This window comes from Mesorhizobium sp. M0830 (assembly GCF_040319965.1).
Taxonomy (GTDB): domain Bacteria; phylum Pseudomonadota; class Alphaproteobacteria; order Rhizobiales; family Rhizobiaceae; genus Mesorhizobium.
Map to the genome: position 1 here is coordinate 12,131 of NZ_JAMYOR010000055.1, position 24,811 is coordinate 36,941.

Below are 24,811 nucleotides of genomic sequence, written 5' to 3' on the forward strand. Positions count from 1 at the left end.
GACATATTGTAGACAAAACTCTTTGTTAGGCTCTAGGCTGGTGTTGGGCCTGACGAATAGCTTGTCGCGCTTACTTGCGCTTTCGCCATGGGCGTTTACGAAGACGATTTTTCCGAAATACACGGGTGGGTTCGGCCAAACGATCCGGGTGCGCCACTGGTTTTACTTTCTTCTCAGGGCTGGAGTAACGGTGACTCATGTCAAATTATCGACGGCTTCCGTTGAGCGCGCTACGCGCATTTGAAGCTGCCGCACGGCATTTGAGTTTTACCAAGGCTGCCAATGAGCTTTCGGTCACTCAAGCGGCAGTGAGCCGCCATATCTTGACGCTGGAGGACCACCTCGACACCCAGCTCTTCAACCGCGGAAACCAGAAGGTGTCATTGTCTCCCGCCGGCGAGGAGTTATTTGAAGCTGCGACCCTCAGCCTGGCGCATATTGCAGCGGCTTTTGACAGCGTGAAGAGAGGGCAGAAAGCCCGACGGTTGACCGTCGGCATGCCGATGTCGTTCGCAACGCTGTTTATGAGCCATCGGATTGGAGATTTCGTTGCAAACAACCCAGAGGTCGACCTGCACTTGGTCTCCCTCGAACGTAGCCCGGCGCCGGCGACGGACGGTTTTGATGTGTCCGTGGTCATGGGGTATCTGGCGCGCCCAGGGTTCACAGCCACCGAGCTCTTCGGCGAGGAAGTCTTCCCGGTTTGCAGTAAATCATATCAGACACACTCCCCGGGTATTCTCACTCCGGAGGACCTGGTAAACGAGGTCCTCTTGGATATGGACGATCAGCATTGGTCCGCCTATCCTTGGTCACCCTTCAATTGGGCCCACTGGCTTGGACAGTTCGGCGTTTCGTCCGACTTCAAACGCGCCATCACGTTCACTAGTTACCCAACGATGATCCAGTCAGTGATCAAGGGCTACGGCATCGGGCTGGGCTTCCGTCATTTGGTAAGTGATTACCTCAATGAAGGCACCTTGATAAGGCCTATGGGTGAAAGCTATCTAACCGGCCGAAAACATCATTTGGTCATTCCGGATACCGCAATTGAGCGAGACGACGTCCAGATCTTCCGCAATTGGCTGATTACACAGGTCGCAGATCTCAATCCGGTCCCTCCAACGCCAGCTGCGGAAAATATCAAGTCAGCACTAGTTGAACACAGCGAGATATCACCCGCCATCCAGGCCTGACATCCGCCTGATAACATTTAGTCCCGCGCTGCATCACTTTTTATACGGTTGTTTTGCAGCCCCCCCGCCGCTAGCGTTCCTGGACATAAGACGCGGCAGCCTCTCAAGCCGTACTGAAGGCCCCGTCCGACGGAGAGACTAATTCCGTAGGCAGGAGATGTATGCGACGGCAGCTGACCTATGACACACAGTCGGGCTCGCATCAGAGCTCCGTGGTTATCGCTCAATAGGTCCCTGACTGAAAGGAAGTTTTGTGAAGCTCGAAGACGTTTTAGACCCGTTCAAAAGCTGGCACATACCGTTTGATAAATGGGTCGACAATGGGTTGGGTTGGGTTGTCGAACATTACCGCCCGTTGTTTCAGAGCTTGAAATGGCCCATTGACCAGCTCCTGAGGGCATTTGACAGCGCACTCAATGGCATCCCGCCGGTCGTTATAATCTTATGCTTCGGATTGGTAGCTTGGCAGATCGCCGGGTGGCGGCTTGCAGCTCAAGTCGCTGGTCTGCTGCTGATCATTGGCTTTCTTGGCATTTGGGGTGAAACGATGACGACACTGTCTCTCGTTTTTACCGCCGTTCTTTTCTGCACGGTTGTTGGCATTCCCGTGGGGATCATTGCTGCTCGAAGTGACCGAGCGGCTGCCATTTGCCGGCCAATCCTCGACACAATGCAGACCATTCCATCATTCGTCTATCTTGTTCCCGTGGTCATGTTGTTTGGTATCGGCAACGTGCCTGGCGTGATTGTCACGATCGTTTTTGCACTTCCGCCCGTTATCAGGCTGACAACACTAGGTATTCAGCAGGTTTCCGAAGAAGTCGTCGAGGCCATGCGTGCCTTTGGAGCTACCAACAGTCAGATCCTGTTCAAGGCTCAGCTGCCGCTGGCTCTTCCGAGCATAGTGGCAGGTGTCAACCAGACGTTGATGATGTCACTATCAATGGTTGTCGTTGCCTCCATGATCGCGGTTGGGGGACTCGGCCAAATGGTTTTGCGCGGCATCGGTCGCCTCGACATCGGGCTGGCTGCGACTGGCGGAATGGGCATCGTCATTCTCGCAATCATTCTAGATCGCCTGACTCAATCCGCGATGTCTCAGCGCGGACGCTACGCCGACATTGCCTGGCACAAGCGGGGTCCAGCCGCGCTCTTCACCGGTATCGTCAAGACCTTCCAGGCCTCTCCGGCGGAGCGTGGAGGATTGGAAAGTGGCCGGGAACGAACGTCTAGCTAACAAGAATGGGAGCGATTATGAGCGATCGGTTTAGAATAAATGGGCATTTTTGGGGGGTTGCCGCCGCTGTCGCGGTGCTTGGCACTTTGGCCATGTCTCCTGGATACGCCGCAGCGGAGGACCTTCCGGGAAAAGGCGTGACCGTCAGGCCCCTATATCTTGGCCAGGCGGAAGAATTATTCGAAGCCTACGTCGTTAAGCTAGGCCTCGAGGATCTGGGCTATACAGTTAACGAACCTGCCGCAACCCAGGTTCCACTTGCCCATATAGCGGTAGGGAACGGTGACGCGGACTACTATACGCCCCACTGGTACCCCTTGCATATTGCGTTTGCCGAGAAGGCTGGCGGCGATGCCAAGCTTCGTCGGGTTGGGACGCTCGTAAAGAACTCAATCCAGGGATACTCCATCGACAAGGCCACAGCTGATAAGTACGGCATAAAGACGATCGATCAGTTGAAGGACCCGAAGATTGCCAAGCTGTTCGATGTGGATGGGGACGGTAAAGCAGACCTGTATGGCTGTGATCCGGGCTGGGGATGCGAACGCATCATTGAACATAACCTTGATGCATATGGCCTTCGGGATGCCGTCACGCATAAGCAGGGTGAGTATTTTGCTCTGCTTCCCGACGTCATCCAGCGGGTTCAGTCCGGCAGTCCAGCCTTGTATTACAGCTGGACACCCAACTGGCTACAAGGGGTTTTGGTCCATGGAAAAGATGTTGTCTGGCTGACGGTTCCTTTCACGGCGTTGCCCGACGAACAGGCTGGCGCGAACACGACTGTTCCAGGCATTGGGAACCTGGGATTTTCCGTGAACACTCAGCACGTGATTGCCAACACACCCTTCCTCGAGAAAAACCCCGTCGCCAATAAGTGGTTCGAGCAAGTCGAGGTCCCAATTCAAGATATCAACGACGAGAACCTTCTTATTCACAAAGGTGAGAAGTCCAACGAGGACATCCACGGTCATGCCGAGGCCTGGAAGAAGGCCCACCTCGATCAGTGGAATACGTGGATAGCTGAAGCAAAGAAGGCCGCCAAGTAACGCCGGGCTGCGGAAAGCATGCTCGCCCGGTAAGCTTTACGCTGCCGGGCGACACCTCTCAATCGTGGAGCTACCTTTTGAAAGCGCACGCCATAGAATTTAGGGATGTTTGGAAGGTCTTCGGGACGAGTTCGAATTTCGACCTTGCGAGTGTCCAACGCGATGATCTTTCGAAGGCCGCACTCCTGGAGAAACATGGGTGCGTAGCGGCGGTCGCCGGTGTCTCCCTTAAAGTCGAGGCCGGTGAGATCTTCTGTGTCATGGGACTGTCCGGCAGCGGAAAGTCAACGCTGGTCCGACATGTGAATCGTTTGATCAAACCCAGCTCCGGCCAGATCATTGTTGGCGGCGAGGATATCAATCTGAAGTCCGAAAATGAGATGCGGGAGCTGCGTGCCCGATCAATGGGGATGGTTTTCCAGAATGTAGCGCTTCTTCCCCATCGAACGGTCCGCGACAATGTCGCCCTGAGTCTGGAGCTACGAAACGCAAGCGTCCGACAACGCTATGAGGTTGCGGAGGAGAAGTTGGAGCTCGTCCAACTTGCGGGTTGGGGTGATCGGTACCCTGACCAACTTTCTGGTGGAATGAAGCAGAGAGTTGGGCTTGCCCGAGCTCTAGCTGCTGATCCCGCCATTTTGTTGATGGATGAGCCGTTTTCAGCGCTGGATCCGCTCATTCGACGCGAATTACAGGACCAGTTCAAAGAGCTTTCGTCGAAGTTGGGGAAAACTACGCTTTTCATCACCCACGACTTGGATGAGGCAGTTCGGCTGGGACACCAAATCGGTGTCATGAAAGACGGAAGGATGCTTCAGATCGGCACGGCGGATGAAATTCTCGGAAATCCCAAAGACCCGTACGTCGAAAAATTCGTCCAGGGAAGCAGCCGATTGAAGCTTCTGAAAGCCGAGTCGGTGATGTTGCCCCTCGCCGAATTTGCCAGTGCCGGAAAGGGCTTGGCCTTAGCAGACGCCCCGCGACTCAACCTTGATGCTCCGATCAAGGAAATGCTCGATTTGTCAAATCGACACGGGAATATGCCGCTAGTGGTTGTGAATGGAGACGGAGTTGATGTGGGCATCGTGACCGCGTCCTTGCTTTTGCGCGGTGTACATGACAGGCTTTAGGTAACTAAAGCGTTTATAATAAACCACGCTTATAAGCACATGGCTAGTTGTTGTTATTTGTGGACGAGTTTCTCCCCTACACGTTAGTGCGAGATACTCAGCAGACAGTTAAAAGAATTATGAGCCGCGAACTCCGAAATTGGTTGTTGAACAATGAAGCACCCTGAAAAGAAGACCGTAGTCGTAACTGGAGCTGCTGGCGGAATGGGCCAAGCAATCTGTAAAAGGTTCGTGGCTAACGGATATTTTGTAATCGCCGGTGACGCCAACGCGAAGCGCTTGATTGACACGGCTGGCGAGCTCAACCGAACTGGGGAAAATGCTCTGGCCAAGGTTGGAGATCTGAGAAGCAAGGCGTATTGCGAGGATCTCATCGATACCGCTATAAGCCTTACCGGTCGGCTGGACGCCCTCGTTAACAATGCAGGCATCATCACCCGCGGTACAATCCTCGAAACGAGCGACGAGGATTGGGAAATAACCTTCGATATCAATCTGAAAGCAATTTTCTACACCTGCCGACGGGCAATAGCCTTCATGAAGGAGAATGGTGGCGGGTCGATTGTGAACATCTCCTCAACTTGGGGCATCTACCCTGGGCCTAGTCACGCAGCTTACTGCGCGAGTAAAGCCGCCGTAGCCACATTTTCAAAGTGCCTCGGCCGCGACCATGCGGGGGATGGAATAAGGGTCAATGCCGTGTGCCCCGGAGAGATAGATACACCTATGCTTCGCTCAGGCTTTATCCATCGTGGGTTTGATCCCGACACGGCGGTAGTCGAGCTCAGCAAGTCAAATCCTCTCGGCCGACTTGGCGAACCGGAGAATATTGCTGATGCGGTGTATTTCCTGAGCTCGGACGCGGCTCGATTCATCGCCGGGACCACACTCGAAGTCGCTGGAGCCAAGGCCGTCTATTAAGGAGTTCGCTCCTCGCCCCGCCGCACGGTCCCCGACAATGTGGCTTTGAGTCTGGCGCTGGGAGTGAGCGCCCGCATGTTGGGGGGGGTGAGTGGCTATACGCCTTGTCAGGTCGAGATGAAAACAGGTCGCTAACCTGCATCAACAGCGCGGGTCTCGACCTCGGCATTGTCGCGCATCCTTGCTTTGCTCGGCATTCAGGAGCGGCTTTGGGCTGGCTGGAGTTACGGTCATAACCTCAGTTCATAAGTTACATTCCTTTTTATTGTTAGTTGCAGAGTTTGTTTTGCCCTATATTCTCGCTTAAAATCAGGGATTATTAAAATGGCGGCAAGATCTGGAGGCCGAGACGCTCGGCAAAAGCTACGTTCTGACCGAACGGTGACTTACTTGCCGTCGCTGGAACGGGGCTTGCCTTATATGGATTTGCTGAGCCCGGATGAGTTGCTTAGGCTTCACAACATTTCGATGCAAATACTTGAAGAGATAGGCATCGAATTCCGGGATGCGGAGGCTATCGCGCTTTGGCGAGCAGCCGGTACCGACGTAACCGGTCAACGCGTTAGGATCGACAGAAATCAACTAATGGAACTTGTGGCAAAGGCCCCTGAAACCATCACGGTTCACGCTCGGAATCCTGCCAAGACCGTGACTCTCGGCGGTCGAAAGACCATCTTCACCCCAGCGTACGGTTCGCCGAATGTCCTTGACCTTGAGGGCAAGCGGCGGAATGCGACAATTGAGGATTTCGTCAATTTTGCAAAACTCGCCTACCAAGCCCCCGCAATGCATATGACGGGTGGAGTTCTTTGCGAGCCGATGGATATTGCGGTCCCGAAGCGTCACCTGCACATGAACTACAGTTTGATACGGTACTCCGACAAGCCATTTATGGGAGCGGTGACCTCATGCGAGAGGGCAGAAGACACGGTCGCTATGGCCAAGATTGTCTTCGGAGACGAGTTCGTTAACAACAACACTGTGATGGTGTCCCTTGCCAACTGCAACTCGCCACTCGTTTGGGACGAGACCATGCTCGATGCGGTCAAGGTCTACTCCGCAAACAACCAGGCCATGATTTTCGCCCCGTTTGTGCTTGGTGGCGCCAGCACCCCGGCCAGCACTGTGGCTGCAGTCGCGCAGCTTAATGCCGAAGCACTTGCTGGCGTTGCCTTTGCACAGCTGGTCCGGCCGGGCGCGCCTTGCATTTATGGGCAGTGGTTGGCGACCGTCTCAATGAAAAGTGGTGCGCCAATGGCAGGGACACCCGAGATCTGCCACATGAATTTGTTGGTGGGGCAACTGGCCAGACACTACAAACTGCCTTGGCGCTGTAGTGGCAGCAACACAAGTTCAAAGCTCGTCGATGCCCAGGCAGGCTATGAGGCCGCCCGCAATATGTACGGCGCACTTATCGCCGGTGCGAACTTTGTGCTTTCGTCCACCGGTTACCTCGAGGCAGCTCTGACCCAGAGCTACAGCAAGTTCATGCTCGATGCTGAGCAGATGGTGATGTTCTATAAGTTTGGACAAGGCATAGTGATGCGCGAGATGGATGAAACGCTCGATGCGATCCGACAAAGTGAGCCAGGCAGTCACTATCTTGGTACCGAACATACACTGAAGAATTTCGAGCAGGCCTTTTTCGTACCTGACTTGATGAACCACGACAGCTTCGAGCAATGGTCCGTCGCCGGGGCTAAGGACGCCAACGTTCGGGGGCGCGATGCAGCTGTGCGGGCCCTGAAGGAATATGAAGCACCACCCATAGACGAAGCAATCGACGAAGAGCTTCTTGACTTTATGAAACGTCGGGAACTCGTGATCGGTGACGCCGTACTTTAGGCGCTAGGATAACACTGCGGATGAGCGGCGTCCACACAGCGAGCATCAGTGGACGCCACCCTCGCCTAGATCGTCGATCAGGTCGGGAGGGCGGATAAACCTATCCTCGAACGCTCGCCCAGCAATAGCCGAAATCGCCCCCAGGCTTTTCCGGGTTCGACAACAGCTCGGTCAGCCCCTGGCGAAAGGTATGGACGAATCCTGATGAACGCACCTCCCAATATGAATGCCATGAAGTCGTTGTGCACGCCGGACGATCCGGCAAAGGGCGGCCGGCCAATTGAGCTGGTGGTTCTGGTATTGCCAGGATTCTCGCACTTGGCGCTTCACGCCTTCATCGAACCTTTCCGCATCGCCAATACGGTATCCAAGCTGACCCTGTTCCGGTGGCGGATCGCGGGATCCGACGCACGACCTGTCGAGGGGGCGAGCGGCCTTTCAGTTGCCGTTGACGTGACGGTAGACGAACTGAATTCCTGCTTAGGCGGCCGGGGGCCACATCATCTCGCAGTTTTCGCGGGCGAGCCGGTGGGCCGACGGCTGACACCACAATTCAATAATTTCTTGCGCACGATCGCACGCCGCGGGGTTCCGATATCCGCGGTTGGAACAGCGTCCTGGCTTCTCGCGCAGACCGGTCTACTGGCAGGCACACGCTGCACGATTCACTGGTCCCGGCTGGCTGCCTTCTCAGAAGTGTTCCGCCAGCCGCAGATTCGCGACGCTCTCTTTGTCAAGGATGGGCAGTTTTCGACATGCGCGGGGGAACTGGCGGCCTTCGACCTGGCCGTCGATCTGATCGCCGGCCATGTCGGCGGGTCAACCGCACAAGAGGTTTGCCGCTACGCCACCGTTGAGGGTCAGCGCTCAGGTTCCAACCGCCAGACCGGGCCGTCGGGTCTCGCCTTTGCCGGCGCAAGCGATAAACTTCTGATGGCTATGCGGCTCATGGAAGAGCATGTGGAGTACCCGCTGACCATGTCAGAAGTTGCGCAACGGGCCGGCCTGTCGCGGCGCCAACTGGAACGGTTGTTTGCAGCACACGTGCACATGCCGCCGGTCCGCCATTACCTCAGGATCCGCGTCGCCCATGCCAAGCGGCTGATCGAAGGCACGAGTATGCCCATCATCGATATCGCAATGGCCTGCGGGTTTTTATCCCCTTCACACTTCGCAAAGTGCTTCAGAACTTTCAACGGCCTCTCGCCGCAGCAGTGTCGCTCGACGACGCCGGCTTGGGTCGGACCCGGCCTCGGCTAGATCAAAGGCCAAACTAAAGGATTATTGCGGTCAGTTCGTCTACCGTTTTGTTGGGTGCACGGCCAATATCAAAAAGTGAGCCCTAGCTCCCCCGGTCAACCCGAAGAGGGTGTGTGGGAAGACATCGCGAACAGTTTAGTGCGCTTTGCGGCGCAGGTTCGTAAACGTCGCTCTTACGGTCTGAACGCGATACGAACCGTCGGTTCATTGGTCTAGCTAAGCTAGTGGAAGATAAATGGCGGATCCTACTTTGCGTCATTACAATCTCAGCCTGCGCGATCTGGAGAGACGGTGGCCGAGCGCGGTCTGAGCGTGGACCATTCCACCGCGCATCACCAAGATGTGAGCTACGGCGATCGCCGTAGCAAGGTGAGCCGGCGGCGACGCCATTCGACGAACGCGACCGTTAACGGCGGCACGCGAGAATCGGCATCGCATGAGGTTACCGGCGCTGCTTGGGCGGTTGCCCGATAGCGCTGGCCAGGCGGAATCAGGGCGTCCGCCGTAGGCCAACGAGAGTCGAGGAGGCGCCGCATAGCGTGATCACGGAGATTGTCGATCCACGAAAGCAGTGGCTTTAGGTCGCTATTCGCCGTACTGGCGCTCCAGCGCGTTGGCAATTCGCTCGCAAAGCAATTCTGAGGTCACGACTGTGAGGTGGAGACCGGAGGCGAACTCCGTGTGTATCAACTAGGGTAGTGACAATACCGCGGTCAGAGTACTCGGCGTAGGTCAAAAACATCGTTGATGGTGAAGTCTGGTATTTCACGAAGCCTCTTGGGGCGCTCATCCACCGGGTTTTCCTCCCCAAATTAGTGGCTTTCCGGGCAGGCCGAGCCTCATTCGCTGGAGTTCGGCGTAGCTCTCGGCAACGGGTTGAGCGTTGAATAAATGTCGAGCCACTTTGCCATTTTCGACGACCTGGACAATCCACTGGCCGTCGACATTTTTCAATCGCACGTCATTCGGTTCGCCGGCAACCATATCCATCATCCGTTTCAGCCATCAAGAATGAGCAATGACAGTGGAAGTCCCAAGCCGCTGTATCGCTCTGTAGACAAACAATCTTCCCCCGGCGTGATATTCAAACCTAGATTTTCTCACAGCACGTGGTCGCTACTTCGATGGCAATCCATTCGATTCAGTCAGAATGCTCCACGCCCTACGCGACCTATCGTCGTCTTCACCGAAGTCGGCATCGACCACCTTCGGCATATCGTCGACGAGCGCAGGGCTGTGGGTCACGCACCGCCGAAACCACACCGCAGAAAACCGTCGCCCGAAATCATAGCCACCGCGGCCCTGGCCGAATGGTTACGTCTAAACCGCAATCCTTGGCCTTCCCGAGGCGACCGCCACCACATGTGCCTCGATGAATAAGCGCTGGCTTTCGACCATGGAGACGCGGAATTCGGTGGTGACGTCGATCTCGGCGCTGTCGGTGCCTGCATCCCTGGCGCGCTCTGCAACGATGGCGCGGACATCGGCCTCGGCCGCTGCGATCGCCGTAGCCTCATCGAGGAAATCGCGAACCTTTCCGCCAGAAGCAAGCCGGAACAGCCCTTCCTTGGGTTGGCTGACCTGTGCTTCGGCCGACACCCGCACTTGGCCGACAACGGCGCCGAGCGCATTGGCGACGTCGGTATCCTCCGGCACCACGCAGTCATTGCCGACCAGTTCGGCTAGGCCGGCATAGTGCAGCGGCGCCGAGGCGCCGAGGCCGATGACCGGACGGTCGAGCGCGACGCCCAGGCGGGCGACGCCGGGATGGCCGTCGACGGCACGCTGCACCAGCGCGTGGGCCACCGTCGCCGCGCCGTCGAGCCCGTCTTCGGCAAAGGCAGTCTCCAAGATGTATTCGGCCGACCAGCGCGTCAGGGTTACCAGCACCCGTTCCGACAGTGCTTCCGGCGAAGGGGCTATGGGCTGGCCGCGACCGTCACGCTTGCGGGCGAACAGTTCTGCGCCGAGACGAGCCGCGATCGGATCCCAGTTCGCCTGCTTGCCCAGCACATGGGCGGCGTCTGACGGCGTGAACCCGGCGACATGCACCAGCCCGCGCGACACCAGCCGGTCGAGCGTCGCATTCTGGGCATTCGAGGTGAGCAGTTTGTCGAGAGCGACGGCCACAGCACCGATCGCCTCGTAGAGCCGCGCTTCCGGAGCGGTGAGGCCGGCGGCAAGCCTGTCCGGCACGCCGGTGCGCACCGCGAAGCGGCCGTCCATGCGGCCGGGGTTGGGCGCGCGCAGCTGACGTTCCAGTTCGACGGTCACCGCTCCGCCATGCGCCATGCCGGCCAGCGCCAGCGGCACGAGCCGGCGTGGCCCGAGCAAAATATTCGGGATGAGCGCGCCGTCCTCTAGCTTCACTTCCGAATCGCCGCCAAGGCCGAAAGTGCGCATGGCGACGGCCTCGACCATGGTGCGGAAGCCGCCGACGGTGGCCCCTTCCACGTCGAGCCGCGGCCGGCCCTTGTCGAGCACGGCGACATCGGTGGTGGTGCCGCCAATGTCGGAGACGACGGCGTTGTCGAGCCCGGTCATGTGGCGGGCGCCGACCAGGCTGGCGGCCGGGCCGGAGAGGATGGTCTCGATCGGCCGTTGGCGGGCAAACGCCGCCGAGACCAGCGCGCCATCGCCGCGCACCACCATCAGCGGTGCGGCGATGTTGCGCCGCTTGAGAAAGCCTTCGGTCGCCGCCACCAGCCGGTCGATCATCGAGATCAGCCTGGCGTTCAGCAGCGTCGTCAGCGCCCGGCGCGGACCGCCAAGCTTGGCCGACAACTCGTAGCTGGCGGTGACCGGCAGACCGGTCTTCTCGCGGATCAGCTTGAGGGCGGCCACCTCATGCGCCGGATTGCGGGTGGCGAAATAGGAGCAGACGGCAAAACCCGATACCGACGTGCCGAGTTCCGGCAAGGCCGCTTCGAGACCGGACAGGTCGAGCCCAGCGGTGTTGCCGTGGACATCGTGGCCACCGGGGCAGAACACAACCGGATCGGTGCCAAGCGCCGCCTTGAGCCCGTCGCGGGCGAGATCGGCCTCGGAGAAGCCGATCATGACCAGCGCCACCCGACCGCCCTGGCCCTCGACCAGCGCATTTGTGGCCAGCGTCGTTGACATCGACACCAGTTTTATAGCGGCTGGATCGGTGCGGGCCTTCTGCAGCACAGCGTCGACCGCTCCGGAAATGCCTACGGCGAGATCGTGCCTGGTGGTCAGCGCCTTGGCTTTGGCCAGCACCTTGCCCTTGTTCGGCCCGTGCTGCGGGCCTTCGGTTTCAGACCACAGCACGGCATCGGTGTAGGTGCCGCCGGTGTCGATCCCGAGGAACAGCGGCTTTGGCTTAGTCTTGGCTCTCATTGATGGCGGTTCGGCTGACGTCTGTCTGTTTCACGCCACAGCCGATGCGGAGCGACCTGCGCCTGCAAGAGCGCGAGGGTCGACACCATCGTGCGGCTCAAGGGCGGGCCAGGATGATCCTGGCGAGCGAGCGCCCCTGTCGCAACCCGTTCGAAGTCGCCAACGCACCACTATGGCTGCGGCTTCGTCAGCTTGGACCGATACTCCTCGTCCAGGATAGCGGGCAGTGATATCTTCTTGGTTCGCGCGCCGTCGACGGAGATCATTTCACCGCTAACGAAACTGGAATCGTCACTAGCCAACCATAGGACCGCATTGGCTATCTCTTTTGGAGCGCCAATCCTTCCTACCGGGTGAAGTTGTCCCAATTCCCGCTCGATCAAGCTTCGGTCCGGGTGCATCTCGACATAGGCCCGGTTCAGCTCGGTATCGATCCAACCGGGGCAAACGGTATTGCAACGTATACCATCCGGCCCGAGGTCAACTGCCAGTCCCAGCGTAAGACCATGCACGCCGGCCTTGGTGGCCGCGTAGGCAGTATGCCATGGGTTGACCATATAGCCCTCGACCGACCCGATGTTGACGATCGTGCCCGAGCCGATACGTCTCATTTCCGGGACCACATACTTGGCCATCAAAAACGGGCCGCGGAGGTTGACCGCCATAAGGCTGTCCCAATCCTCGGCAGTCTGTTCGTCAATGGACTTATGCATGACTACGCCGGCATTGTTGACCAGGATATCGATCCTGCCGAACTTCTGCAGGACCTCGTCCACGAATGTGCGTATTGAGACCTCTTTTTTGACGTCAAGAGACATAAAGGTCAGCCTCTCGACGCCGCCGGAATCGGCGGAGCGCTTGTCAAGAAAATCGCCGACGACAACCATGGCGTCTTCATCAGCGAGCCTCTCAGCAATTGCACGCCCTATGCCTCGATTGCCACCGGTGACGATGGCAACTTTGCCTGATAGCCGATTACCCAAAAATTCCTCCTATCCTGCCGTGAAGCCGCCATCTATTGGAACAGCAACCCCCGTAATGTGCCTGGCTTCCTCGCTCGCGAGGAAAAGCGTCAGACTTGCGATATCCTTCGGCGTAGCCACGCGACCTTGAGGTATTGAATCGATGTTCCTCTGGAGGACCTCGTCGGCAGTAACCGGCTGGCTGTGGGCCGACACAAGCATGGGCGTATCCACGGCGCCGGGGCAGACGGCATTGATGCTGATTTGCTCTTTGGCGTGATCGAGCGCCATGGCGCGTGTCAACAGAACGACCGCGCCCTTCGATGCGCAATAGGCGACCAGCCCGGGACAGCCAACCAACCCCACATTCGAGGCAATGTTCACAATGCTGCCGCCGCCGCTTTTCCTCATGGCCTTCACCGCGGCGCGGCTAAAGTAGAACACACCGTTGACATTGGCGTCGAAAGTCTGGCGCCAATCGTCATCCGTGGTATCGAGGGCGCTTCCACGCCGGATGATCCCGGCGCTATTTACCAGGACGTCGACCTTTCCGAACCGCTCTACGCTGGAATTAACCACGTGGTCGGCGAAGGCCGAGTCAGCGACATCGCCTAGCATCAATTCGGCCGGACAATCGAGTTTCTGAACCGACTCCAAGGCTCTTTTGCCCCGCTCCCGATCGCGGCCGACCAATACGAGTGACGCCCCTGTCGCGGCGAAGGCCTCTGCGATGGCCTCCCCTATCCCCGACGTCGCGCCAGTCACGATAACAACCTTCTTGGAGTGCGTCATAGTTTCAATTGCCCAGTAAAAGTGATGAGGCTTGGCGGTTAATTCCGGCGGCCTGCTTGGTGATCTATGCCGGCATACGGCCTGTTCGCAAGCGTCCAAAAAGTCATGCGGCGGACAAGCTGAAGTCATGACGCGCGTTGGACGTCGATGGCGATTCCATGGCAGCCAGGCCTCAGGAGAGATCAGAGACAGATATGGCGTTGGGGCCGGCTCCGACCGAGGTGAAACTGATCCGTAAACATGGTCATGACCCTTGGTTATCCGGCCCACTACTAATACTCATTTGAAGTTCGATCAGGCGCCGTCTAGTATTCCTACATCGCAGCTTGGCAGGCATTGCAAGCACGACGTACTAGGGCTCAATAAAGGATAACACATCCGTTTCATCAGGCTCGGATGGCTCAGGATGCCTTGCGCCCGCGGAGAGGAACGAAGTCACGCCGAGCGGAATGTCGCAGTGCCATTGAGCGTTTTTTACTTGGGGGCCGCCGACTTGCCTGAGCCGCCCTTGCCGCGACAACCACGCGAAAGGGTTAAACGGAAAATCCAGCAGGCAATCTCGCACATGGATTGGGTCACGGTTATTGGCTACTTCGCAGCTCTATGCTCGATGACCAGCTTTACCCCGCAAGTCTGGAAGATCATCAAAACCCGGGACACGAGCAGCATTTCAGCACCGATGTACGGCATCTACGTGCTGGGACTTGCGTTCTGGCTGATCTTCGGAATTCTGAAGAACGAATGGCCCCTTATCATCACCAACGGAGTGTGCCTGGTGCTTTCGGCCTTCATTCTCGTCATGACGCTCCTTCCTCGCGCGAAGAAGGATGCCGTCGCGGACGTTCTTGACCCGGCCACCTCAAGCACCGAGCGGTCGGCCGGGCGATCTCGTCTGGCCGATCCAAAGATGAAACGGTCGAAATGAGGCGCATCGCAACCTTCAATGTGAATGGCGTCAATGGCCGGCTTCCCGTGCTCCTGAAGTGGCTCAGTGAAACCGACGACGACATTGTCTGCTTGCAGGCGTTGAAGACGTCGGAGCGGGTATTTCCGGCAGCCGTGCCTAATGATCTGGGCCTTCATACCGCCGGTTTGGAAGCGTCCAAGAAGTTATTCGATGGCAAGCCTGAAGTTATGGCGCGCTGGACATCGATAACGGCCTCGCGCAGCCTTTTACGCCCCTTGGACATGGTTATGACTCCTGGTTATGCGGCCGGCCACTAATACTCATTTGAAGTGCGGTGCGCCGCTGCCTATAGCTCACGACCGTAGCATTTCTGCGGGGCTAATCAGCAGCATAGCTGCAACAAGTACGAGGGCTCTATGACGAATTCCAAATTGGGATCACGAGGTCCGGATGAACTCGTACTCCACGACAACTGGAGCGACTTGCGGCAGTTTCGACCAATGCCGGATATCGACTTTAAAAGGCTCGATGGATACCGGAAAGAGCGGCTAAGAGCGGCAATGCGCCAAGCTGATGTCGCAATGTGTGTCCTGGTGAGCCCCATTACCATTCGCTATGCGGTGGACTACAATGCATACCCTTTGTTTCAGTCGCATATTCCCGTCACATACCTCTTTTTGCCTCTTGATGGGCCAATCACCCTTCATCAGGGTATTGGCAACGCGTGCTCTGCAGACCGTGTAAGGCACGGAAGGCCTATTTCGTTTTTTGAAGGAGGCAACGAACTGGCGGACGGCGCGAGGCTCCTCGCCGACGACATCGTTGGGTTCCTAAGCGAAATCGGTACCGCCAATCGCAAAGTGGCGGTGGAGTATGTGAACCCGAGCATAACCCAGGCTTTGCTGCAGCGCGGTCTAGAGGTAATTGATGCGGTGGACATCGTGGAAGGGGCGCGGGTCATTAAATCGGATGACGAGATAGCGTGTATTCGCTGGGCCTGCGCCGTCGCCGAGCACGGCATTGCGCGCATGCAGGAGAGCATGGGGCCAGGCGTAACGGAAGTGCAGCTTTGGGGACTTCTCAACTACACCAACCTCGCCAACCAGGGCGGCTGGCATGAGGGACGAATGTTAGCTTCCGGGCCGCGAATTAATCCGTGGCTCCAGGAAGCCACCCAACGAGTCATCGAGGAGGGAGACCTGGTGGGATTTGACACCGATATGGTCGGGCCATTTGGGTATTTCTGTGATGTTTCACGGACATTCTACTACGGAAAGAACCCGCCTAGTGCGCGCCAGCGCCAACTGTACCAACTGGCGTATGACGAATTGCAGACCAACATGAAGCTTATCCGACCAGGCGTCAGCATGAAGGATCTGCAAGCTTCAGCTTGGCCGGTGCCCGACGAATTTCGGGAGCAGGCTTACCCCTGCGTTATCCACGGAGTTGGGATGTGCGATGAATATCCGCAAGTCAAACCATCATTCCGTGGTCCGGTAGCGTACGACGCGACACTCGAAGCAGGCATGGTAATATGTGTTGAAAGCTATATTGGCGCCGTCGGCGAACGAGACGGAGTGAAGCTTGAGGAGCAATTGCTCCTTACGTCCGACGGCTACGAGTTGCTTTCAAACTATCCTTTTGACGAACGTCTCCTGAGTTAGAACCTGGTTCGACTCCCAATCGCGTGAATCAACGGCCATGCGGCAAAACTCACGAAGGCAAGGCTACGCCAATGATCTACGACTGCGGCACCACGGACCGACCGAGGAAATGAAGGACAGGATGCGAGCGGTTGCTCGGGATAGCGTGCCGCTTTTCGAAAATACGGAGATTAAACTAATCGGCTTCTGGACCTCGGAGGAACGAGTGGGGGACAAGAGCTCATGTATCGCAAAATCTTGATCGCGGGGGATAACGGCACCGTTGCGTTCCAACTGAGCGACGCTTTTGTCAATGAAGGCGCGAACGTCATGTCCGATGGACACGATCGAGGACGCTCTCGACGTGATCATGATAGAGCGCAATTCGCATCACAGACGGTCAAATCTCGCTTCCACCCGGCCCGGCCTTGGTTTGGAGATCGTCGAGGCAATGTTCTGTTATCAACCTGCTCGGCAGAGAGCAACGAAGGAGCAAGCCATGCCCGTAATCCATATCGAAACGTTCAAGTCTGATGACGATAAGAAGGCACAATTGGTGGCTGAGATCACAAAGCTGTTCTGTGACAAGATGAACTTAAGGCCAGAACAAATCCATGTGGTGTTCGATGAGTATGAGCCTAACAACTGGGCGACCGGCGGCAAGCTTTGGTCCAGGATGTGATGGGGCCGGCTATCTCTGCGACCTGCGGTTAATCTATTTCCGGTGAGGAGATGTTGGGGCAAAGGGCGAATTCGTCTTAAAGTGCGCCCGGGACGCGCGGTAGTGCTGGAAAGGTCGTTCTGAATGCCTCGCGCCCGCGAACGTTCTTGCGCGTGGTGGCCGTGGCTTTACTTAATGGCTGCGGATTTGCCTGAGCCGCTTCTGCCGCGACAACCGCCCGAAAGGTCAGACGGAAGACCAGCAGGCTGGCTCAGTGAAACCGACTGCGACATCGTCTGTTAGCAGAAGCTGAAGACGTCGGAGCGGGTCTCCGGCGGGCCAACGAAAAATGATCTGAGTCTTCATCGATAACCTTGGAGCGCCTTGAGCACCACACATCCATGAAAGGAAGTGCCATGATCCTCATCACCGGAGCCTCGGGCCAGTTGGCATCGCAGATCGTGGCACGGGCGCGGCAGAAGGGCATTGCGATTCTCACCGGCAGCAGAGCAGCCACTGCTGACCGGCACATAGACTTCGACAGACCTGAAGCGCTTGACTTCGCCGGGGTTGAGACCATGTTGCTGACTTCGGCCGGCTCTGCCGAAGACGATAGCGTGATGCGTCGGCATGGTGTCGTTCTGGCTGCTGCCCGCGCGCAGGGGGTGAAGCACGTCGTTTATACGAGTCTCACCTATGCTAGCGATCATCTCGGCTTTGCCCTGGCTCATCGCTGGACCGAGCGCGAGCTTCGGGCAAGCCGCATGTGCTGGACCATCCTTCGCAACGGTCTCTATGCAGAACTGATTGGCGCTCTCGCCGCGCCGCGCGGCGGGGTGATTGCCACGCCATTTGGCGAGGGTCGGATTTCCGCAGTCGCAAGAGCGGATCTGGCCGAAGCGGCGCTTGCTGTGCTGGGCGATCCGGCTAGCCATGCCGGCCGCTGCTACGAGTTGTCGGGAGCTACCGCATTTTCGATCCCGGATCTCGCGCAGAAGATAGCAGCCACTTATGAGCCGAGCAGCTTTGAGGAGGAGCGCGCGCGGCTTTCGTCCCTGCCACTGTTCGCCTTCCAGCCGCCGATGCTGATGTCCATTTCGTCCGCCGCGGCGGCCGGATTCCTGGAAACACATGCAACAGATCTGATGGAGCTGGTGCCTATGCCGCTAGACGCGCTAGAGATTGCCTGCGCCGTCGCTCGACAAGCGGCACAGTAGCTCTGGTGCACCTCGAAAAGTCCAATAAGTCGTCTTTCTTGGCTCGGCTCATAAGAAAGAGGCAGTCTTTTACTAACAGGCGAACTTTAAATGGGTCGCGTCCCGACGTTTCAAGGAGTTAATCGAGTGGGGGTGTAAGCGGGGCATTTTACCGGTAGTCAGGCTTGAGCGGTTTACCTAACGGTCCGGGAGGGGCGATATCGGATAGTTCGATCTCGTAGCCCACGCGACAATTGATTTCAACACTATATGTCCGACGGCTCGGCACTGCTTCGCTGCCCAGGCCGATAAGGAGGATCTTCATTGATTTCAGACAGCCAATTGCTTGCTCATCGCGAGTCTGCACTCGAAGAGACGAGGGTTGGCGCGCCTTCCATCCCATTGAACCCATTCTTTGGCGTGGGACCTATAACCGACGCGACGACCGACGAGGTCGACAGCCGGCTGCGCCGCTACGAGTTTGATCGCTGGATCGAGAGCACCTATCGCAAGTTCGACGACACCGGAAAAGACGTCGGAGCGTTCACCACGGCGGAACTGTCGCGGAGCATGCATCGCGGTTATCCGGCCGACAAGATCCTTCTGGACATGATGCGGGCGATCCATCGCTACTTCGAGTTCCCGAAGTCGAACCGCATCGCCGTGGGCCTTGGTGGCGGCCATAGCGGTTATACGGTCTGCGTCCAGCATCTCCTGAACGCGAATGACCCGAACCAGCGCGTTTACGTCGACACGCCGCGCCCCGAAGGCAGCGATGCGGACACCTCGGGCTTCTTCCGCCAGTCGTGGGCGACCCAGCTCATCGAAATGCACCGCTTTGCCGAGAAGGGCGACGAGAGCCGCATCCATTTCGCTCGGAAGGAAGGCGCGATCCCATCTGCCAAGACTCTTGCCGACCTCGGCATTTCTGTCTTCGTCGGCGTCGGTCACGAGACGACGGGCGCGAACTCCTACACCAACGAGGAAATCCACGAACTCTTGACCTGGCTGGACGGTGATCCGGAAAACCGGCACGCCGTCTTTGACGCCACCTCCATGCTCGGTGCGATGCCATGGTCGCCCGAGACTGTACGGGCAGTCATGGCCAAGTGCTGCCTCTTCATGCCGTTCCAGAAGGCGATCGGCGGCGTCTCCGGCTATTTCGTCGCTGCCTTCACGCCGGCGGCCCTCGCCCTCATCGAGCGCAACCAGAGCAATCCATGCTGGGCCATTCCGCGCCAGCTGAAAATCGCGCCGCCGCTCGATCCCAAACAGCCGCTCAGCAGCAAGCGGTCCGTCGATGCCGGCCCGTTCTACGACGCGCAGGAAGATCGGATGCTCGGCGGCGTCATCAACACCTACAGCGCACTCGCCTTTGCCGAAACGACGTTCGGCCTCTTGCAGACCGAGCGGCGTATCGGTTCCGTTATCGAGCTCAACAAGCGCTCGGCCGCCAATCGCGAGGTCGTCAACGAATGGGTCGACCGCAACCCATTGTTCAGCCTCGTCGTCAGCGAGGAAGAGCGACGCGGCGCCGCCGTCACGCTCCTGAAGGTCAATGACGGTGCCATCTCATCGTCGGACCTGCACGCCCGCATTGTCGCGCGCTCGAAGCAGTTGCTCGGCTACGAGGGCATCACCCATCCGAACGGCGAGCACGAGAGGGGTCTCGATGCCGCCCGCTATGTCAACGCCTTCCCCGGGATGCCCGGCGATTATCGCGCCTGGGTCGGCGGCATTCGTGAGCCGTCCGACATCACGGCGCTGCTCGAAAACCTGAAATACGCCTATCTCCGCGCCAAGATCGTAGTGCTGGAGGAAGAGCTGGAACGGCACGGGAGCAAGGTCGACTATGCCCTGTCCAGCGCCGATGCCGGCGAAGGCGTGCGTGAAGGGACTGTCAAGGTGCTGATTGCCGACGCCATCGGCCTGCGCTTCGGTGCTGATGGGCGCCTCGATCATAGCGAGCTTGCCGCCTATATCGGCGAGAAGGGCGGGGTTTTCCACGAGACCTCGATCAAGGCGGCGAATACGGCCGACGACGGCCGGATTCATTTCTTCTACCAGCCGCACCTCATTACCGCCGATGAAATTCTCGCCGAAGCCGGCGACGGCCGATACGATGCGGTCATCGCCGCCGCCACCTTCATTCCCGCCGGCGCAAAGTTCCGTCTCGGCGGCGTGCGCATCGGCACTGGAACCGGCAACATGGGGTCCACCTCATGGGGCGGGACAAACGGGGAGCACGGAGAAGCACCACTCATGAACACCCCCGGCATCAACAGCCGCGCGACGGCGCAGATGGCTATCAAAGCTCTGCTCAAGGTCATGCCCGACCTTCCGGTCGACGCGCTGCACGACAGGGTCGTGAAAGGCGACTTCGACACCGGCAAGAACCTTGCAGAATATCCGACCGAAAAGCTCGAAGGCAAACGGATAGCGATCCTCGGCTATGGCAATATCGGCCGGGAACTAGGCCGGATCGCCAAAGCCTTCCATATGAATGTTGTGATTTATGCCCGTCCGGCGCATCGCGACAATATCCTTGCCGAAGGTTACGACTATGCGGAAACGCCTGTCGCCGCCGCCAGCGGCGCGGATGTACTCTCCGTGCATCTCGGCCTCGGCCGGCAGGATCTGGCCACGGGCGCCTTCTCAAATGCCGGGCTGATCGATCGCAGCGTCCTCACCGCGCTCAACGATCGAGCCGTGCTTCTCAACTACGATCGCGGCGAACTCGTTGACGTTGCCGCGCTCGACCAAGTGCTCTCGTCCGGCAAGGTCCGGCATGCCGCCATCGATGCGGATATCTTCAAGGGTGCCGAAGGCGTGACCGGCCCGATGAAGCCCTATCTTTCGCTGCTGCCGAAGCATGCCGACAAGCTGGAGCTTCTCCCGCATGCGGCCGCCGATACCGACCATCCGACCCGGGTCGCCGGCACCAAGCAGGCTGTCGACCAGCTGGTCGATGCGATACGCTATCGTTTGGTCACCAACCTCAAGGGTGATCTTCCGGGCGGGTACATCTCCAATGGATCTAAATCGCCGGTCGGAATCGCCCAGGTTACACGTAGCGACGTCGCTCGACTGGCCGAAAATACCGAATTGCTTGCGGAACTTCGGACCGCGAGCGAAGCGATTACCTCTGTGATCGGCGCGCTCAGTGCGATCAATGATGCCGCTCATCGCGAACGCGTTGTCGATCGTTACCGCGCTTTACTGGCCACGAGCATCTTGAAGCAAAAGCTGCTGTTGGATGGTGCCGGGCTCATCGCCCCGCCGGCAAAGCTTTAATCAGCCTACGCAACGTCTGGCTTGATTTATACCAAGCCAGATTTTTCAACATTGGAGGGAATGCTTTCGGAAAGGCGATGGGTTGAAAGGCTGACCTCCTGAGCACCGGCGGCCCCAAGGCGGGAGTCAAGGTGAAGAGCGTCGCCAAACTGGTCGACAAGCTCAAGAACGAGGCCGGAGTATTGTAAGCCCGTGCCCCCGAAAGGTGCAGACTTTCGGGACAGGATCACGGGCACAAGGAATTTGAAGGAAGCGAAGAATGGCAATTCTCCTCATCGCCGAATACGATACCCAGACTCTGTCGGATCAGGCCGCCAAGGCGCTGTCGGCGGCATCGAAGATCGGCGCGGACGTGGACGTGCTGGTCGCCGGTAACGGCGCCAGGGCTGCCGCGGACGCCGCCGCGAAACTCGCGGGCGTGCGCAAGGTGTTGCTCGCGGAAGCCGCCGAGCTGGAATACCGGCTGGCCGAACCGCTGGCGGCAACCATCGTTTCGCTCGCCGGCGGCTACGACACGGCCATCGCGCCGGCGACGACCTTCGGCAAGACGTGATGCCGCGACTCGCGGCCCTGCTCGACGTGATGCAGCTGTCGGCGATCATCGAGGTGGTCACGCCCGACACGTTCAAGCGTCCGATCTATCCCGGCAACGCAATACAGACGGTGCAGTCGACCGACGCCAAGAGGGTGATTACAGGGCACGGACCGCAAGGTGGCGCCCTCTACATCGCCTGCGGCGTATCCGGCGCCATCCAGCATCCTGCCGGCAAGAAGGATCCGAAGGTCATTGTCGCCTTCAACAGGGACGGGAGGCGCCGATCTTCGAGGTCGCCGACTACGTCCTCATCGGCGACTTCTTCCTCATACTCCCAGAACTCGAAAAGGCAATATGATCAGTGACATCAGGCAACAAAAGAGCAAACGATTTGAAGAACGGCATTCGCGGAATCGTATTTTCTTTGGCAATTTGCACAGCTCTATTAGGGATAATTATGGCTATATTATATTAGGTAATTCTACACGGGCAATTCTTATTCGAAGTATACTTATTTAGATCGAGGGCATCCTAAATAAAACAAAGGGAGAAAAAGTGAGATTTGGCTCAAGCGGTGCGACTGATGCCCTCAGATAAACGGTGTCTGCGGCCTCGGCGTCGAGATGCAGATCGCCGATTTCACCGCGCGCTCTATAGACGTTGCCGTGCCAGCGGTACAATTTGATGCGGTCGAACGTGCCGGCCATTCCGATACCGGCCTTGCGGTCATGGTGCTGGAGTGCTCGCTGCCGGGTCCGATCATTTCGGCAAGGCAGTCCACAAAAGCGGCCTGCCTAATGGCGTCAGCGCATGGCTGGTTCTTTGGGGCTCTGAAGCGATCATTGCCGTATCGACCAAACGGCAACTTAATCCGTGCTCGCCGATGCCGGGCGTCGTCTCGGCGCTTTCGGTTGCCGCCGGTCAGGCTGTGAAGGCCGGTGATGTGCTGCTTTCCATCGAAGCGATGAAGATGGAGACGGCGCGCATGCCGAGCGCGACGGGACGGTCGCCGAGGTGCTGGTCAAGGCCGGCGATCATATCGTGCCAAGGATCTGCTCGTTGTTGTTGAGGCTGCACGCCCATTACTTTGGAAGCTCTCGGACTCCCACATAACCTGTCCCAATCTCCGTCCAATCGCTAAGAACCTTACGGCTCCATCCACCGGAAGCAGGGTCCAGCGTTCGAAATAGCTTGGCCAAGGCCAAGTGTCCCTCGGCTATTGTTCGCCATGGGCAGCGCCTGGCATTCCGACGTCACGCAGGCACATCTGTTGGGGCATCGTCCTTTCTCCTGTTCCGCTCAGTATCAGGTGGGCACGACTTGCCCCATAGTTTTTTCTCTCTTAGGGCGACGCCGCGGAACGACGACTGAAATGAGGAGAGCCCGAGGCCAGAACGGCAAGAAGGCTGGCTAGGAAGACACCGAACGCAGGGTCAGGTTTTACAAATGCTTCGGTTAGTCGTGGCACATCTCTCATCAGTACAACCCTACCGCCGAAATAAATAGTCGAAACGATTATCGCCATTTCCCTCGTGCTGCCGCGTTCAACCGCTGCCGCCAAGACCTGCCTTGTCCGCTCCGCGATTCTCGCTCCGAGCTGCCCAAACCTGATCTGTTGTACTGGAATGCTTCGCCGATTAAAGGTGTGGAAACAAACTGCCGTCGAAGATCTGATCGAGGTTCTTTGCGACATAATCGGGAGCGCCGTTCTCGTCTTGACGCAACTCGCCGCGGTTGTTGAGGCCAGTGGTTACCAGAAGTGCATCGAGCCCGGCCGCCTTTGCGCCCTTGATATCAGTATCAACCTGATCGCCGATCATCAAAAGACGGTCGGTACCGGCCCGGGCGACGCACTCTTCGAAAATCGCTCTTCCTGGCTTGCCCATAAACTCTACTGAGATTGGAGGGGCTCCGAATGGCGCTAGTCCTGCCTGAAGCATTGGCCCTATTATGCTTGGTCCAAAGACGAGTGAGCCGTTCTTGCTAGGATAAATGATGTCCGCGTTCACCGCTATGATATCGGGCATTTCGCCCGTCTCGACCAGTTTGCGTTGAAAGGTGGACAGGATGTGATCGGCAGCCCGTTTAAAATCGAAACCTTCGTCATCGAGCACTACGAGTGTGTCGAATGTCTCGGCCGTGTCAGCGCAATGAAGATTTGGATGCTTGCCGAAGATCTCGTGCGCAGCGTGTGCACTGCCCACATACGAAACTAGCCGCCCGGCCGCCAGCTCTTCGAGCACGCGATGTCGCGCAACACCTCCCGCGGACACGATACGGTCGACCGCCGGAATCGGAAGTCCCGCGCAGCGGAGACGTGCGAATATCGTTTCATCCGATCCACTGCTGATATTCGTCACGATGTAGTATGGCTGACCGGACATATTAAGCCGGGCCAAGATATCAGCAGCACCGGGGAGCGCTTCATTTTCGCTGATCAGGACCCCCATCGCGTCGAAAAGTATCGCGTCATAGCACTCTGCCAGTGTCTGAGGAGGACGCTCGAGCGTTGGTGGGCTGTCGAGGGCCGTGGTCAGAGCACAGGCCGACTCCGTCCCTGGCTGAACCGCACGCGTCTTGAACGGCGCAAAGTAGCCTTGATAAGCCTCTTGCAACGGTCTGATGCGCCAGTCGTCGCGTGTGATCTTGCCGCGGCAGTGTCGGGCGCCACACTTACAGCCGGAAAAGCCGCCTGCCGGAGATCCGGTCATTGCGTAATCAGGAGCTCGACGGGCCCCTCCTTGCTCGCAACATTATGTTGCATCGCCACAAGCGTGAGTGCATCAGATAGGCCGACAGTCGGTTCACAGCTATGATTGA

19 protein-coding genes and 3 pseudogenes are annotated in these 24,811 nt (G+C 58.0%); 16 read left to right on the forward strand and 6 right to left on the reverse strand.

Annotated elements, in window-relative coordinates; translation table 11 throughout:
- Positions 1–197: 197 nt before the first annotated feature.
- The 7 genes from NKI20_RS25885 to NKI20_RS25915 all read left to right on the forward strand — a co-directional run bounded on the left by NKI20_RS25885 (position 198) and on the right by NKI20_RS25915 (position 8,638).
- Entirely contained in the window at positions 198–1,196 is a 999-nt protein-coding gene (locus tag NKI20_RS25885) for a LysR substrate-binding domain-containing protein (RefSeq protein WP_352559053.1), read from the forward strand.
- 253 nt (positions 1,197–1,449) lie between these two features.
- Complete coding sequence (locus NKI20_RS25890; RefSeq protein WP_352559055.1) at positions 1,450–2,433, forward strand: ABC transporter permease; 984 nt, start codon at positions 1,450–1,452, stop codon at positions 2,431–2,433.
- Positions 2,434–2,450: 17 nt separating this feature from the next.
- A complete protein-coding gene (gene proX / locus NKI20_RS25895) occupies positions 2,451–3,482 on the forward strand; it encodes a glycine betaine/L-proline ABC transporter substrate-binding protein ProX (protein WP_352594512.1) in 1,032 nt (343 codons plus the stop codon).
- A gap of 77 nt (positions 3,483–3,559) precedes the next feature.
- Complete coding sequence (locus tag NKI20_RS25900) at positions 3,560–4,612, forward strand: quaternary amine ABC transporter ATP-binding protein (protein ID WP_352594511.1); 1,053 nt, start codon at positions 3,560–3,562, stop codon at positions 4,610–4,612.
- A gap of 153 nt (positions 4,613–4,765) precedes the next feature.
- Entirely contained in the window at positions 4,766–5,533 is a 768-nt protein-coding gene (locus tag NKI20_RS25905; protein WP_352678833.1) for an SDR family NAD(P)-dependent oxidoreductase, read from the forward strand.
- 324 nt (positions 5,534–5,857) lie between these two features.
- Positions 5,858–7,378 carry a trimethylamine methyltransferase family protein gene (locus tag NKI20_RS25910; RefSeq protein WP_352835691.1) on the forward strand — a complete coding sequence of 507 codons (1,521 nt, stop codon included), beginning with the start codon at positions 5,858–5,860 and terminating at the stop codon, positions 7,376–7,378.
- Positions 7,379–7,582: 204 nt separating this feature from the next.
- Complete coding sequence (locus NKI20_RS25915) at positions 7,583–8,638, forward strand: GlxA family transcriptional regulator (RefSeq protein WP_352835694.1); 1,056 nt, start codon at positions 7,583–7,585, stop codon at positions 8,636–8,638.
- Between the two features lie 786 nt (positions 8,639–9,424).
- Here the strand turns inward: NKI20_RS25915 and NKI20_RS25920 are convergent.
- The 4 genes from NKI20_RS25920 to NKI20_RS25935 all read right to left on the reverse strand — a co-directional run bounded on the left by NKI20_RS25920 (position 9,425) and on the right by NKI20_RS25935 (position 13,755).
- Positions 9,425–9,631 carry a hypothetical protein gene (locus NKI20_RS25920; protein ID WP_352835697.1) on the reverse strand — a complete coding sequence of 69 codons (207 nt, stop codon included), beginning with the start codon at positions 9,629–9,631 and terminating at the stop codon, positions 9,425–9,427.
- A 327-nt stretch (positions 9,632–9,958) separates the two neighbouring features.
- Positions 9,959–12,001 carry a hydantoinase/oxoprolinase N-terminal domain-containing protein gene (locus NKI20_RS25925; protein ID WP_352835700.1) on the reverse strand — a complete coding sequence of 681 codons (2,043 nt, stop codon included), beginning with the start codon at positions 11,999–12,001 and terminating at the stop codon, positions 9,959–9,961.
- Positions 12,002–12,171: 170 nt separating this feature from the next.
- On the reverse strand, positions 12,172–12,984 hold the full coding sequence (locus NKI20_RS25930; protein WP_352835703.1) for an SDR family NAD(P)-dependent oxidoreductase: 813 nt from the start codon (positions 12,982–12,984) through the stop codon (positions 12,172–12,174).
- Positions 12,985–12,993: 9 nt separating this feature from the next.
- Positions 12,994–13,755 carry an SDR family NAD(P)-dependent oxidoreductase gene (locus NKI20_RS25935; RefSeq protein WP_352835706.1) on the reverse strand — a complete coding sequence of 254 codons (762 nt, stop codon included), beginning with the start codon at positions 13,753–13,755 and terminating at the stop codon, positions 12,994–12,996.
- Positions 13,756–14,320: 565 nt separating this feature from the next.
- Between NKI20_RS25935 and NKI20_RS25940 the strand changes: the two genes are divergently transcribed.
- The 8 genes and pseudogenes from NKI20_RS25940 (at position 14,321) to NKI20_RS25975 (ending at position 22,349) form a co-directional block, all read left to right on the forward strand.
- On the forward strand, positions 14,321–14,680 hold the full coding sequence (locus tag NKI20_RS25940) for a SemiSWEET family sugar transporter (RefSeq protein ID WP_352835708.1): 360 nt from the start codon (positions 14,321–14,323) through the stop codon (positions 14,678–14,680).
- Positions 14,677–14,979, forward strand: coding sequence for a hypothetical protein (locus NKI20_RS33810; protein WP_502898161.1), 303 nt, complete (start codon positions 14,677–14,679; stop codon positions 14,977–14,979). Before NKI20_RS25940 ends, NKI20_RS33810 begins: the two co-directional genes overlap by 4 nt.
- A gap of 183 nt (positions 14,980–15,162) precedes the next feature.
- Positions 15,163–16,326: a M24 family metallopeptidase gene (locus NKI20_RS25950; protein WP_352835711.1), complete on the forward strand. Its 1,164-nt coding sequence runs from the start codon at positions 15,163–15,165 to the stop codon at positions 16,324–16,326.
- Between the two features lie 316 nt (positions 16,327–16,642).
- Entirely contained in the window at positions 16,643–16,987 is a 345-nt protein-coding gene (locus tag NKI20_RS25955; RefSeq protein ID WP_352835714.1) for a tautomerase family protein, read from the forward strand.
- Between the two features lie 353 nt (positions 16,988–17,340).
- A complete protein-coding gene (locus tag NKI20_RS25960) occupies positions 17,341–18,183 on the forward strand; it encodes an NAD(P)H-binding protein (RefSeq protein ID WP_352835717.1) in 843 nt (280 codons plus the stop codon).
- Between the two features lie 303 nt (positions 18,184–18,486).
- Complete coding sequence (locus NKI20_RS25965) at positions 18,487–21,456, forward strand: NAD(P)-dependent oxidoreductase (RefSeq protein WP_352835720.1); 2,970 nt, start codon at positions 18,487–18,489, stop codon at positions 21,454–21,456.
- 110 nt (positions 21,457–21,566) lie between these two features.
- Positions 21,567–21,644: pseudogene (locus tag NKI20_RS25970) on the forward strand (electron transfer flavoprotein subunit beta/FixA family protein); the annotation flags it as partial.
- Between the two features lie 71 nt (positions 21,645–21,715).
- Positions 21,716–22,349: pseudogene (locus NKI20_RS25975) on the forward strand (electron transfer flavoprotein subunit alpha).
- Positions 22,350–22,506: 157 nt separating this feature from the next.
- Here the strand turns inward: NKI20_RS25975 and NKI20_RS25980 are convergent.
- Positions 22,507–22,698 carry a hypothetical protein gene (locus NKI20_RS25980; RefSeq protein WP_352678858.1) on the reverse strand — a complete coding sequence of 64 codons (192 nt, stop codon included), beginning with the start codon at positions 22,696–22,698 and terminating at the stop codon, positions 22,507–22,509.
- Between the two features lie 170 nt (positions 22,699–22,868).
- On the opposite strand from NKI20_RS25980, the pseudogene NKI20_RS25985 reads away from it, so the two are divergent.
- Positions 22,869–23,055, forward strand: a pseudogene (locus tag NKI20_RS25985) (biotin/lipoyl-containing protein); the annotation flags it as partial.
- A gap of 573 nt (positions 23,056–23,628) precedes the next feature.
- Here the strand turns inward: NKI20_RS25985 and NKI20_RS25990 are convergent.
- Positions 23,629–24,702 (reverse strand): HAD-IIA family hydrolase, encoded by a 1,074-nt coding sequence (locus NKI20_RS25990; RefSeq protein ID WP_352835723.1) that lies wholly within the window; start codon positions 24,700–24,702, stop codon positions 23,629–23,631.
- Positions 24,703–24,811: the final 109 nt, after the last annotated feature.

Bases quoted from the DNA above. Each gene is read 5' to 3' on its own strand.
- NKI20_RS25885 (WP_352559053.1), top strand. From the start codon at position 198: ATGTCAAATTATCGACGGCTTCCGTTGAGCGCGCTACGCGCATTTGAA.
- proX (WP_352594512.1), top strand. From the start codon at position 2,451: ATGAGCGATCGGTTTAGAATAAATGGGCATTTTTGGGGGGTTGCCGCC.
- NKI20_RS25905 (WP_352678833.1), top strand. From the start codon at position 4,766: ATGAAGCACCCTGAAAAGAAGACCGTAGTCGTAACTGGAGCTGCTGGC.
- NKI20_RS25910 (WP_352835691.1), top strand. From the start codon at position 5,858: ATGGCGGCAAGATCTGGAGGCCGAGACGCTCGGCAAAAGCTACGTTCT.
- NKI20_RS25915 (WP_352835694.1), top strand. From the start codon at position 7,583: ATGAACGCACCTCCCAATATGAATGCCATGAAGTCGTTGTGCACGCCG.
- NKI20_RS25920 (WP_352835697.1), bottom strand. From the start codon at position 9,631: ATGATGGATATGGTTGCCGGCGAACCGAATGACGTGCGATTGAAAAAT.
- NKI20_RS25925 (WP_352835700.1), bottom strand. From the start codon at position 12,001: ATGAGAGCCAAGACTAAGCCAAAGCCGCTGTTCCTCGGGATCGACACC.
- NKI20_RS25935 (WP_352835706.1), bottom strand. From the start codon at position 13,755: ATGACGCACTCCAAGAAGGTTGTTATCGTGACTGGCGCGACGTCGGGG.
- NKI20_RS25940 (WP_352835708.1), top strand. From the start codon at position 14,321: ATGGATTGGGTCACGGTTATTGGCTACTTCGCAGCTCTATGCTCGATG.
- NKI20_RS33810 (WP_502898161.1), top strand. From the start codon at position 14,677: ATGAGGCGCATCGCAACCTTCAATGTGAATGGCGTCAATGGCCGGCTT.
- NKI20_RS25950 (WP_352835711.1), top strand. From the start codon at position 15,163: ATGCCGGATATCGACTTTAAAAGGCTCGATGGATACCGGAAAGAGCGG.
- NKI20_RS25955 (WP_352835714.1), top strand. From the start codon at position 16,643: ATGGACACGATCGAGGACGCTCTCGACGTGATCATGATAGAGCGCAAT.
- NKI20_RS25980 (WP_352678858.1), bottom strand. From the start codon at position 22,698: ATGGCCGGCACGTTCGACCGCATCAAATTGTACCGCTGGCACGGCAAC.
- NKI20_RS25990 (WP_352835723.1), bottom strand. From the start codon at position 24,702: ATGACCGGATCTCCGGCAGGCGGCTTTTCCGGCTGTAAGTGTGGCGCC.